We start from the raw sequence: 11,989 nt of genomic DNA, 5'->3' as shown, positions 1-11,989 counted from the left end.
CACGATAATTTAATTTTGCAGTACATATACAAACAGTACTACTATAAAGTAAATTATTTCATTAAGAAAAACCAAGGTAGTGAGGACGATGCCAGTGATATTTTTCAGGAAGCTATTATCGTTATTTACAGGAAATTAAAAGAAAACGATTTAATTTTCGAAAAGAGTTCTTTTCAAGGTTATTTATTTTCGGTGTGTCGATTTTTATGGTTAAAGCAACTGGAGAAACGACGGATTGAAAGAGAAAAGCTGAACGATTCATTACCGTTTCAGGAAGACGTTTACGACGACAACCTGGTAGAATTGGTCGATAAAAACCAAAAATACGGATTGTATCAGAAGCATTTCAAAACCTTGAGTACAGATTGTCAGAAGCTATTGCAGATGTTTTTTGAAAAGGTCCCGCTAAAAGAAATTGCGAAAATTATGGGCTACAAATCTGAAAAATACGCTAAAACAAGAAAGTATAAATGTAAAGAACTGTTGATAAAGCGCATTAAGCAAGATACAGAATTTAAAAAGATACTTGAAGATGACACCTAAAGCAGAATTATTTGGACGCATTGAAGATTACTGTTTAGATCTTTTAAACAAACCAGAGAGAGACGAATTTGAAAAAGAGTTAAAATTAAACCCGGAATTAAGAGAAGAAGTTGAACTTCAGATGAATATCCAGAATGCCGTATTGGAGATGGATGTTCTCGATCTTAAAGGGAAACTCGAAGAAATTCAAACAAACAGTACAAATGGCAAGTTAAATGGCTCTTTCGAGCTGTTAGACGACTTCAGCGAATTTGAAGAAGCCACAGCAGAGTTAACCACCGAAGAACTTATTGAAAGTTTCGAATCGCTCCCAAAAGTTCATGTATATCAGCATGAGCGAACCAGCAACGAAAACATACACCATTATTATAAAGAGCAAAACGGTTCTGAGCAAGTCGCCATTGAAGACGACCTGAACGGTTTTGATATGGAAGGTCTGGAAGGCCTTGAAGAAGCTGTTTTAGAAACAGACATTTTGAACTTGCGCGAAACATTGCAGCAGGTTGCAAAATCGGTTGAACCACAATATTCAGTTGAAGATATCGACTCATATCTTGAAGGAGAAATGGGCGACGATATTTTGGCCGAATTCGAAGGTGAGTTGAACCAAAACGAGCTGTTACAATCAGAAGTTAATCTGCATAAAGAGCTTGAAATGGCTGTTGCAGAAAACGATGTAATGGATCTGAGAAGTGAATTAAGAAATATCATGGAGTCTGAAACATCGTGGAATGTTAGCGAGCAAGCCATTGAAGACTTTATTGATGGAGTACTGGAGGAAGGTATGTTAGAAGAATTCAGTGCTGAATTAAAAGAAAATACCGATCTGATGGCGGAAGTTGCACTTCGCGAGAATATAAACTCTGCCGTTTCGGAAATGGATATCATGGGCTTACGTCAGAAACTGCAGGACGCAAGAGACGAATCCGAGAAGAAAGAGGTGAAATCGATTATAATGCCTCGCATCGAGATCGGTTCTACCAAATTCTGGCGCAGCAGCGTAGCCGTTGTTTTAGTGCTGGTAGGTTTACTTGGCGCAATGCAAATGAATACCAATACGATTGACAATTCGTACGACAAGTACTTTGAGTCGACAACATGGGCATCTGAACGTTCGGTTGACAGCGATGTGAGTGTTATACAACAGGCTCAAATGTATTTTCAGCAGAATGAGTTCCAGAAAACTATCGACCTGTTAAATGATGCAACGGTTAAAGCTGATGAACAATTTGTTCCACAGTTTTACAAAGGATTGAGTTATCAGAACTTAAATAAGTACCCGAGTGCGGTTACTGAGTATACTAAAGTTATTGATCACGGAAATAACATGTTTATCGAGGAAGCCGAGTGGTATAAAGCACTTTGTTACCTGAAAATGAATAAGAGGGCAGAGGCTAAGAAAGAATTGCTTGCAGTGATTGATCGCAAAGGTCATTACGAAAAAGATGCAAAGGCAATTTTAAGGAAGCTCAAGTACTCTTTTAAATAATCGAAGGATCGTCCAAAAGATTAATTCGAAAACATATACACATTCAATTAAGCCTGTCGGTTACGACGGGCTTTTTTTATGCGAATTCCCTGGTCGATAGAAAAAGCGATAATCAAAAGAATAAGAATGGCAAAAAAGTAAAGATCGTAACTTGTATAAACCGGCGAATTATCGCCAATACATTTAAAACTCATCCAGTAGTGCGGGTGTGCAAGTCTTGAATTTGATTCTTCAAGATATTTTAGTTTTGCAAGACGAAGAGCTTCATCTTTTGTTTTTCCTGCTTTTAAGTATTTATAAAAAGAGGTCATAATTTTTGTGCCGGCTACATCTTCAACTTCCCAAAGCGACATTACAACCGATGGACATCCGGCATATAAAAAACCTCGGGCCAAACTCATCAAACCTTCTCCTTTTTGAAGTTTTCCCACACCGGTATTACATGCACTTAGCACGGTCATGCTGGCATTTAAATCGAGATTGTAAATGTCAGCTGTGTTTAACCAGCCGTCATTATCCAATGTGGTCGTGTCAGCGTTTTGACTAAAAGCCAAGCGAGAGTAGGCCGGTAACGAGTCGTTTATGTAGGCGTGCATAGCCAAATGTAGAATGTCGAAATTGCCACTTTGCTCTCTGAAATTTTGCTCGGTTGCCTCTCTGCTTCTAAAAATAGTTGTATTAACCGAATTAGCTATATCGTCAACTTCTTTTTGTACGCCCGGCAACGGTGCAAGTTTATAACTTGTTCCTGTCATTTTAAATTCTTCAGAATTGTATTCAGGTGCAAAAGCCAGAGTATGGTTGCGCAGCCTTGGTTTTGAAGCTTTGTTCTTCAAGAAAATATTTACCGAATTGGCGTAGTTAATATTTACATCTTTTACCAGGTAATTCAGTTCATTAAACCGGATGGCCTCACTTGTATCGGGCAGTGATTTTAATAGTCCGTCGAATGCAATGTAATTCAGTTTCCCGTCAGGTATTATTGTCAGGTGCTTTTCAGTAATATCTTGTTCGTAAGGGGCAACCAGTAGATTGTATAGGCGGTTCGAAGAAACACAATATCGTTTGGCATCTTCGTTATGTGTAAACATGTAATCGGTTGACGACATAAACCGAAAGGTTTCTTCTAAAGCTTGTAATTCATTATTAATGAGTGTCTTTTTATGAAATTCAATGTTGTCTTTTGTTATAAAAAAGGTGTACAACGAAGTTAAAGTATCAGCATCATTATCAGCATTTTCTGCTGATGGTTCAGCTAAAAAGTACTCTACAATCGCCTCTTTTCTGTCAACTTTATCTTGTATTTCATTTAAGCTTAGCGTGGAATTGGAGTATTTCAGCTGATAATAGTCGGGGTAACTTTCTTCCATATAACGATTTAACTCATCCCTTTGCCGTGATGCGTTAAAAATCTCATCGTTATATTCTTCCAACAGCGAACTGTCAGGTTCATCGTAGTTTAATTCTTCGTATTGTAATTCAGAATAATTGGCGATTGTATTGTTTAATTTCCGTTCCAGCTCCAACAGACTATCAGGAATCAAACTATTTTCCTGAGCCAGTTCATTGGAAATTTTATCGAATAGCGCGCTACTTTTTAACTGCTCCGAATTATTGAAAGCAATTTCTAGGAATTCTTGGTTAGCAGAATAATTGTACGCAAGGTAAGCTGTTTCAATAATTTTACTGATGGTTTGATATTGCAGATTTGAAAGCTGGATCTTGCTTTCATCATTCGAAATTTCTTTACGCGCCTGTTGAATGAGATTACTGGTATTGTTATAACAACTTATTGCATAGTCTAGGTTTTCACCGAAATCAGGTCCTTTATTCTCATTATCAAGTAGTGCTATTTCCAGATATACATCACCAATTACTTTTATAAGACCAATACAATCCACCAGCGAACGTGTTTGTTGAATTTGAATATCTGATTTTTCAGGATTATTGTTATCAACTTCTAAAGCTGTTAAAGCTTTTTTATACGAATCGATCGACTTATGAAGGTTTTGTCTTTTTTCCTTTTTGAACCGATTTATTTCCTGCGTATTTATTGTTTTGTCTCTGTAAATATTTCCCTCAAATTCATAGTAATTGGAAAGTTCAGTTCCGGAAGTTTTTTGCTTTTCTTCTAGTATTTTATATGCAAAAGATAAATTCTCAACAGCTATTTCATATCGATTAATTCTAGATAGAAAATCTGCATAATTCAGGTATGCATACGCTAAATCCAAGCTGATGCCATAATACTGCTCAGTGAGTTCAATTGCATGTTGATAATAAGAATCTGCTTTGTTGTAATTATTTAAGCTATAGAAACTTCCACCTAAAATATTGTCAAAGTATATTTGGATAGACGTGTCTGCCAAAAAGTAACACTCCTTTGCAATATCAATAACCATTTGGTGATTATAAGTGGTATAATAAATTTCGGCGATCGCATAATATGCCTTTGCTACATCTTCAAGATCGACCGGAGTTTGACTTTGATAAGAGCTTAATGCCTGTTTAAAGTACTTTTCGGCATTGGAATAATCAAGTTTCGCTCTGTATGCATTTCCAATATTTATATAAAGATTACCAAGAAGTCCATAATTTAATGGTTCCCGAAGAAACATATTTTTCTCAGACAACATATAATTTTCTAATGCTTTGTCATTTTCGCCCAAGTTTTTGTAACTAATTCCAATGGAATAATATGCCGTTGCCAGGTAATAATTTTTATTTCCGTAAATTTTTTTTCGATATTCTAAATATTCTTTAAAAACTTCCAGAGCTTCGTTATGTTTTCCTTCTCCGGTTAGGTATGCTCCCTCTCTTCGTAACTCATTGGACTTCTGCAATAAAACAGTAGAATCTTGAGCTTGTGCAAGTAGGATATTGGGAAGGAATACTATAAGAAATATGAAGTTTAACTTCTTGAAAATTGTCATTTGATGTCGTGATTTATACCACCAAAATAGAACTTTTTTCAATTTTTTTCAAAAAAGAGGGGTTACCTTTTTCTACTTATCAGAATATATTAGTGAATGTGTGTTTTAAAAGTTTAACGAATTAATTTATTATACGATGAAAAGAGTACAGTTTGAATCAACAGAGAATACTTTCGAAGTTTTTGGTTTTGAAGTTATCAACGAAGAAGCAATGAGCGAAGTTCGTGGTGGTGGACAACCAAAATCAAGAGACAAAGACGTTTTTGACTTTGAAGAAGAATAAAAAAAGTATTTAACTGTTAAGATTTAATGACATGAAAGTTATAGCTAATTTTTTTACAGAAAACAATAGTGATTTTGAGATATTGTCTGAACAAGCAATGACTGAATTACGTGGTGGTGGACAACCAAAATCAAGAGACAAAGACATTTTCGATTTTGAAGAAGAATAAGCCTAAAAAATAGAAACAATGAAAGCTATAACTATACACAATACATCGTTGGAATTAGATAATTTCGGTTTTGACGTTCTTTCTCAAGAAGAACTTAATGAAGTTCGAGGAGGGGGACAACCAAAATCAAGAGATAAAGATATTTTCGATTTTGAAGAAGAATAGCCTATATACAGAACCAATTGAGTTGTTAGTACAGGGGTTAAAACAAGGACGGTTTTAACCCTTTTTTTATGTCCTTATTTTCCCTTCCCCTCAAATAACCTGTAATTATTAAACTTACATTTTAACGCCCCATTAAATAAATCGATTTTTTGCGACGGTTTTAACCCAACGTATTTTAAGCTATCTATCGAGGAGCTTAATACCCAGGCACTGTTTCCTGCATATTGGTGTTTTAAACGCTCTCCAATCATCGAATAAAGGCCGTCGAGGTCATTCTCTTTTAATCGTTCTCCGTAGGGAGGATTAGTTACAATGGTTGCGTTGTTCAAATCTATATCCAGATTTTTAAAATCGGAACAGGCAAATTGAATTTTGTTAAATACCAATGCACGACGAGCATTTGTTTGGGCATTTAACAAATTACTTCCCGAAATATCCGAAGCATATATTTTATGCCTGAATTCTCTCTTTTCAACCGGTTCCGTTACTTTCTCCCAAAGCAATGGATCAAAATCGTTCCAGAGTTGAAAAGCAAACTCTTTTCTGAATTTAGCTGCAGGAATATTTTGCGCAATCATTGCGGCTTCAATCGGTAAAGTTCCCGATCCGCACATAGGATCCATAAAATCCGAATTTCCTAACCAACCGGAGATGTAGATCATTCCGGCTGCAAGAACTTCATTTAAAGGTGCGTCTCCCTGTTTTACACGATATCCTCGTTTGTGTAACGATTCTCCCGAACTGTCAATCGATAAAGTACAGGTATCCTGGAAAATGTGAACGTTTATAATAATATCTGGATTGTCTGTGTCAACGTTCGGGCGTTTACCAAAATTCTCACGAAAGTAATCAGCAATTGCATCCTTCACTTTGAGTGAGGCAAACATTGAATTACGGAAATCGCGTGAGTTTACAACAACGCTGTTAATCACAAAATTCTGATCGACATTAAAATAGTTTTGCCACTTTATCCTTTTACATTTTAAATAGAACTGATCGACATTTTTAAAATTGAAATGTTCAATCTCTTTTAAAATGCGCAAAGCTGCACGAAGGTGATAGTTTGATTTATAGATCAACTCAAGATCGCCATCATAAAATACGGCACGTTTTCCGCGTCGTACGTTTTTACCGCCAATGCGCTTCACTTCTTTGGCCAAAACATCTTCCAGTCCGGAAAAGGTTTTTGCAATTAATTTATACTCTTTCAATGATTTGATTTTTTGTTTTTAAATACCTGCTCCATCCATAAAAGGAATGTCTCTTGGGCGTTTTTGCACCACACGAGAATTGGCAGGAAGATCGTTGGTTACCCAAACATTACCTCCAATTACAGAGTTTTCGCCAATTGTTATGCGGCCCAGAATAGTTGCACCGGCATAAATTACTACGTTGTTCTCCAAAATCGGGTGACGTGGAATTCCTTTAATTGGATTACCATCGTCGTCAAGTGGAAAACTTTTAGCACCTAAGGTAACACCCTGGTATATTTTTACATCATCGCCAATAATACATGTCGATCCAATTACAACTCCCGTACCGTGGTCGATCGTAAAACTCTCGCCAATTTGTGCACGCGGATGGATATCTATTCCGGTTTCGCTGTGTGCCATTTCGGTAATAAAACGCGGAATAAGCGGAACATCCAATTGCAGGAGTTTGTGTGCAAGACGATAGTTAGTAATTGCCCTAATTCCCGGATAGCTAAAAATAACCTCGCCAAAATTCTTTGCTGCTGGGTCATTCAAAAATGTAGCTTCCACATCAGTCACTAATTTTCTCCTAATCTCCGGCAGCGACTCAATAAAAGCAACAGCTTTTTCCTGCGCATCTACTTTATGCTTTTCAACTCGTTGTTCCGACTCGTCAGTACACTCAAAACACAGTCCGGCCAAAATCTCACGGGTAAGCATTTCAAGCAACTCATCAACATAAACTCCCATGTAATGCGGAGTTATAGTGGTTTTTAAAGTAGTTGTTCCAAAATAGCCAGGGAAAAGAATTTCGCGAACCAGGTTAATAATTCGTTTCAGTTGCTTATTCGATGGCAGCGGATCTCCCATCATATGTTTATGACAAACTAATTTGTACGATTCCGGGTTACTTAACTTGGAAACTGTTTCAGAAATTTTTTGGTCAACGGTATTATTTGTCATATCGGTGAATTATATTACAAAACTAATTACAATCATTTAAGAATTGTAACATATAACGTATAAAAGAAGCTTCTTGTTGATGGTTTTTAATCTAAACTTGAGATGAACTGAATTGCAGCGTTTCCACACTCTTTATAATTCCCATTAATTGTATGAAAAGGGAAGTGTATTTTGCAATTGCTGAATATCGGTTTGTTGAAGTTTTTCACGATCTGTGCTTATATTCCTACAGACATTGTCACGTATTAACTATAATTTTAGATTTTTGCTTCGATACTTTTCAAATCCTTTTTCCATTCAAGATAACCCAACAAAGCCATAACGGTGTAAACGATAAATAAAATTACAGTTGCCCACAAACCTTTGTACACATACAAACCTGCACTAAAAGCGTCGATAAATATCCACAAAAGCCAGTGTTCGATGTATTTCCTTGCCAACATCCAGGTAGCAACAATACTGAGAGCTGTTGTTATGGAATCCATGTGCGGAACATCGGAATTCGTATAATTAGTCAAGATAAAAAGGAGTAGGGCGTAAAGTGCAATTGAAACCACAGCCAACTTTAGCCACAAAACTTTTCGGGTGGTTTTTACTGCAACTTTCTTTTCGTTTTGTTTTTTACCCGTAAGCCAAAAATACCAGCCATAAATGCTGATAACTACATAATAGACCTGAAGCCCCATGTCGGCATATAAACGGGCATTGAAAAATACAACCACATAAAGTGCCGAGGTTAGTAAACCGGTTGGCCACGTTAAAATGTGTTGTTTAATGGAAAAGAAAATGTAGGCTAAACCAAGAATGGCTCCCAGTATTTCAATGTAATTACCTAAGAGCCATTCCAAAACTATATCAGTCATAAAATTTAATCAGCTGTAACCAGAAGCGCTGCATATTTGTCTTGGTTGTCAAAAACTTCAAGAGCTTTTAAAATAGCATCGTCATCTTCGTTTAGAACTTTATACATGTCGTTTCTTGAGTACACGTCGCGGGCTATCAAAGCTTTTAGTTCCCGTTTCAGATCATCTTTAAGGAATGACAAACTTTCTTCGTCTTTCTCAATTCCTTCCTCAACACCTTTGGCAACTACCTGCTCAATATTTTCATCCGAGATCTCGAAATTATCATTGAACTTATCAAATTTCGGATATTTTTTTGCGATGTCTTCACGATGAAGATCAACATAATCCAACACAAAATTATAGGTAACCTGCTTTCTTCTAAGTTTATTCATGTACGCATAATGCGACGATGTGTCCATCGGAACAAAAATATCGGGCATTACACCGCCACCTCCATAAACATCGCGGCCATTAACCAGCGTTTTATGTTTTAATTCATCATCAAAATGAATACTGTCGGCATTAAACATCTCACCGTTACTAATTCTGTTGGCATAATCTTTACGGTATTCACCAACACCTTCTTCATACGGTTTTTGAATACATCTGCCACTTGGTGTGTAATAGTGGGCTGTTGTTAAACGAATCATCGACCCGTCATTCAGGAAGAATGGTTTTTGCACCAATCCTTTTCCAAACGAGCGACGGCCAATAATAACTCCGCGATCCCAATCCTGAACGGCTCCTGAAACAATTTCGCTTGCCGACGCTGAACCCTCGTTAACCAAAACAACTACTTTCCCGTTCTCAAAAGAACCTTTTGCAGTGGCTTTATAATCTCTTTTCGGATCGTTTGTTCCATCGGTATAAACAATCATCTGATCGTCGGTTAAAAACTGGTCGGCCAACTCAATGGCCGATTTTAGGTAACCACCACCGTTGTTTCTTAAATCGAGAACAAGGTTTTGGATTCCGTCACGTTTTAGATCCGACATTGCCGATAAAAACTCTTCGGTTGTAGTTGCCGAGAATTTATTCAGTTTAATATAACCGGTCGACTCGTCCAACATATACGAAGCATCCAGACTGAAAATTGGAATTTTATCTCTTACAATTGTAAAATCAAGTGGACTGGTTTCGCCTTTTCTGGCAATAGTTAAGTCTACCTTACTGCCTTTTTCTCCGCGTAACAAATCAAAAACATCCGAATTTTTCAATCCTATTCCGGCAATGTTTTCACCGTCAACTTCAATAATCCGGTCACCGGCACGCAACCCAACTTTTTCAGAAGGACCTTCGGCAATTGTTGTAGTTACCATCAGAGTGTCCTTATATATATTAAATGAAATACCGATCCCCTCGAAGTTTCCTTTAAGCGGTTCGTTCATTTTTTCCACTTCTTCTTTCGAAATGTACGTTGAGTGCGGATCGAGATCTTCGAGCAAATGTACAATGGCTTTTTCTGTTAAGTCACTAACATCGGCTGAGTCTACATAGTAACCATCAACTAAACGCAGTAAACGGGCAAATTTTACCTGGTTTTCCTGCACTTCGTTTTGTGCCTGTGTTGCAACAGGACCAATCAGGAAGAATGCTAAAAATATACCTAACCCAATTGTTTTAATATGTTTAATTTTTGTTCCAGCCATAATTCTCAATTTTAAATAATAACGAAACAATCAAGCAATAATTCTGCCAAAATTAATTTCGTTTTCATTCTGCAACAACTATTCCCACTCAATTGTTGCAGGTGGCTTCGAACTAATGTCGTAAACTACGCGATTGATGCCGCGAACTTTATTAATGATCTCGTTCGACATTTTTGCCATAAAATCGTAGGGTAGGTGCACCCAGTCGGCAGTCATCCCGTCGGTTGAAGTAACGGCACGCAAAGCAACGGTGTTTTCGTAAGTACGTTCATCGCCCATAACACCAACCGATTGAACAGGAAGTAACATTACACCGGCTTGCCAAACTTCGTCGTACAGCCCCCAGCTTTTCAATCCATTAATAAAAATGGCATCGGCTTCCTGCAGCATACGAACTTTTTCGGGAGTTACATCGCCAAGAATACGAATTCCTAAACCAGGTCCCGGGAACGGGTGACGTCCCAGCAATTCTTTTTTGATATTTAAAGCAGCACCTACACGACGTACTTCATCTTTAAATAAAAGCTTGAGTGGCTCAACCACTTTTAGTTTCATTTTTTCAGGAAGTCCGCCAACATTGTGGTGCGATTTAATAGTTGCAGAAGGTCCGTTTACCGAAACCGACTCAATTACATCGGGATAAATTGTTCCCTGTGCCAACCATTTTACATCTTGTATTTTGTGCGCTTCTTCATCAAAAACTTCGATAAAGTTGCGACCGATAATTTTTCGTTTTTGTTCCGGATCAGTAACGCCGGCCAAATCGTCCCAGAATTTTTTGCGGGCATCAACGCCAATTACATTCAGTCCCATGTCTTCATATGAATGCAAAACATCTTCAAATTCGTTTTTACGAAGCAGACCGTTGTCAACAAAAATGCAGGTAAGATTTTTTCCAATGGCTTTATGCAATAATACGCCTGCAACCGACGAGTCAACACCGCCCGAAAGACCAAGCACAACTTTGTCGTTACCCAACTGATCTTTTAATTCCTGAACTGTGGTTTCTACGAATGAATCCGGAGTCCAGTTTTGTTCGCATCCGCAAATTGTGGTAACAAAATTCTGCAGCAATTGCTTCCCTTCAGTTGTATGATAAACCTCTGGGTGAAATTGAATTGCCCAGGTTTTTTCACCATCAACTTTATACGCTGCAAAATTTACATCTTCGGTTGATGCAATTACTTTATAATTCTTCGGAAGTTTTACGATGGTATCGCCGTGCGACATCCAAACCTGCGAGTGTAGACTAATGTTTTCAAACAGAATACTATCGTGATCGATAAATCCCAGATTCGCTCTTCCATATTCGCGAGTGTTCGATGGAGCAACTTCGCCACCATAAAAGTGAGCCATATATTGCGCTCCGTAACAAACACCTAAAACCGGCATTTTGCCTTTAATTTCCGATAGATCAGGACGAGGTGCTTCTTCGTCGCGAACCGAATACGGGCTACCCGAAAGTATCACTCCTTTTACACTTTCATCAATTTCCGGAAAGTGGTTGTAAGGATGAATTTCGCAATAAACATTTAGTTCGCGGACCTTGCGTCCAATCAATTGTGTGTATTGAGAACCAAAATCAAGGATTAAAATCTTTTCCTGCATGAAAAACTACTTTAGTTAATGAAAACACAAAAGTACTAATAACGCGTCAAAATCTTTTCAAATGTGAATGAAATTAAGGCTTGTGTTAATAAGAGGTTGTTGTTATGTAGTGCTTTGCCCTAAAATATGTAAAATTAATTCCGAAACTA

Annotated in this window: 11 protein-coding genes; 5 read left to right on the top strand and 6 right to left on the bottom strand. The window is 37.5% G+C overall.

Annotation, left to right across the window (positions count from 1 at the left end; translation table 11 throughout):
* Both QZ576_RS18540 and QZ576_RS18535 read left to right on the top strand, forming a co-directional pair.
* A partial coding sequence (locus QZ576_RS18540; RefSeq protein ID WP_297099811.1) for a sigma-70 family RNA polymerase sigma factor occupies positions 1-543 on the top strand: 543 nt, incomplete at its 5' end.
* Entirely contained in the window at positions 533-2,032 is a 1,500-nt protein-coding gene (locus QZ576_RS18535; protein ID WP_297099810.1) for a hypothetical protein, read from the top strand. The genes QZ576_RS18540 and QZ576_RS18535, both read left to right, overlap by 11 nt.
* Before the next feature lie 47 nt (positions 2,033-2,079).
* On the opposite strand, the gene QZ576_RS18530 is transcribed toward QZ576_RS18535, so the two are convergent.
* A complete protein-coding gene (locus QZ576_RS18530; RefSeq protein WP_297099807.1) occupies positions 2,080-4,965 on the bottom strand; it encodes a CHAT domain-containing tetratricopeptide repeat protein in 2,886 nt (961 codons plus the stop codon).
* 136 nt (positions 4,966-5,101) lie between these two features.
* On the opposite strand from QZ576_RS18530, the gene QZ576_RS18525 reads away from it, so the two are divergent.
* Genes QZ576_RS18525 through QZ576_RS18515 form a run of 3 tightly spaced genes read left to right on the top strand, consistent with a single transcriptional unit; the run spans position 5,102 to position 5,582 of the window.
* Positions 5,102-5,248, top strand: a complete 147-nt coding sequence (locus QZ576_RS18525; RefSeq protein ID WP_297099806.1) for a hypothetical protein — start codon at positions 5,102-5,104, stop codon at positions 5,246-5,248.
* A 31-nt stretch (positions 5,249-5,279) separates the two neighbouring features.
* Positions 5,280-5,417 (top strand): hypothetical protein, encoded by a 138-nt coding sequence (locus tag QZ576_RS18520; RefSeq protein ID WP_297099804.1) that lies wholly within the window; start codon positions 5,280-5,282, stop codon positions 5,415-5,417.
* A gap of 18 nt (positions 5,418-5,435) precedes the next feature.
* The gene (locus QZ576_RS18515) at positions 5,436-5,582 is read left to right on the top strand and encodes a hypothetical protein (RefSeq protein WP_297099802.1); all 147 of its coding nucleotides are present in this window, start codon (positions 5,436-5,438) and stop codon (positions 5,580-5,582) included.
* 74 nt (positions 5,583-5,656) lie between these two features.
* Here QZ576_RS18515 and QZ576_RS18510 read toward each other — a convergent pair whose 3' ends face one another.
* The 5 genes from QZ576_RS18510 to guaA form a co-directional block, all read right to left on the bottom strand.
* Positions 5,657-6,793 (bottom strand): class I SAM-dependent RNA methyltransferase, encoded by a 1,137-nt coding sequence (locus QZ576_RS18510; RefSeq protein ID WP_297099800.1) that lies wholly within the window; start codon positions 6,791-6,793, stop codon positions 5,657-5,659.
* 18 nt (positions 6,794-6,811) lie between these two features.
* Entirely contained in the window at positions 6,812-7,738 is a 927-nt protein-coding gene (epsC, locus tag QZ576_RS18505; RefSeq protein WP_297099799.1) for a serine O-acetyltransferase EpsC, read from the bottom strand.
* Between the two features lie 257 nt (positions 7,739-7,995).
* The gene (gene pnuC / locus QZ576_RS18500; protein ID WP_297099797.1) at positions 7,996-8,601 is read right to left on the bottom strand and encodes a nicotinamide riboside transporter PnuC; all 606 of its coding nucleotides are present in this window, start codon (positions 8,599-8,601) and stop codon (positions 7,996-7,998) included.
* A gap of 5 nt (positions 8,602-8,606) precedes the next feature.
* Positions 8,607-10,232 carry a S41 family peptidase gene (locus QZ576_RS18495; protein WP_297099795.1) on the bottom strand — a complete coding sequence of 542 codons (1,626 nt, stop codon included), beginning with the start codon at positions 10,230-10,232 and terminating at the stop codon, positions 8,607-8,609.
* 78 nt (positions 10,233-10,310) lie between these two features.
* Positions 10,311-11,840 (bottom strand): glutamine-hydrolyzing GMP synthase, encoded by a 1,530-nt coding sequence (gene guaA / locus QZ576_RS18490; protein ID WP_297099793.1) that lies wholly within the window; start codon positions 11,838-11,840, stop codon positions 10,311-10,313.
* Positions 11,841-11,989: the final 149 nt, after the last annotated feature.

This window comes from uncultured Draconibacterium sp., assembly GCF_913060805.1.
In the GTDB taxonomy this organism is placed as follows: Bacteria; Bacteroidota; Bacteroidia; order Bacteroidales; family Prolixibacteraceae; genus Draconibacterium.
This window is presented reverse-complemented; position numbering and strand designations above follow the sequence as displayed.

Excerpts from the sequence above, each read along its gene's own strand:
- guaA (WP_297099793.1), bottom strand. The coding sequence starts at position 11,840 with ATGCAGGAAAAGATTTTAATCCTTGATTTTGGTTCTCAATACACACAA.
- QZ576_RS18530 (WP_297099807.1), bottom strand. The coding sequence starts at position 4,965 with ATGACAATTTTCAAGAAGTTAAACTTCATATTTCTTATAGTATTCCTT.
- QZ576_RS18525 (WP_297099806.1), top strand. The coding sequence starts at position 5,102 with ATGAAAAGAGTACAGTTTGAATCAACAGAGAATACTTTCGAAGTTTTT.
- epsC (WP_297099799.1), bottom strand. The coding sequence starts at position 7,738 with ATGACAAATAATACCGTTGACCAAAAAATTTCTGAAACAGTTTCCAAG.
- QZ576_RS18535 (WP_297099810.1), top strand. The coding sequence starts at position 533 with ATGACACCTAAAGCAGAATTATTTGGACGCATTGAAGATTACTGTTTA.
- QZ576_RS18520 (WP_297099804.1), top strand. The coding sequence starts at position 5,280 with ATGAAAGTTATAGCTAATTTTTTTACAGAAAACAATAGTGATTTTGAG.
- QZ576_RS18495 (WP_297099795.1), bottom strand. The coding sequence starts at position 10,232 with ATGGCTGGAACAAAAATTAAACATATTAAAACAATTGGGTTAGGTATA.
- QZ576_RS18515 (WP_297099802.1), top strand. The coding sequence starts at position 5,436 with ATGAAAGCTATAACTATACACAATACATCGTTGGAATTAGATAATTTC.
- pnuC (WP_297099797.1), bottom strand. The coding sequence starts at position 8,601 with ATGACTGATATAGTTTTGGAATGGCTCTTAGGTAATTACATTGAAATA.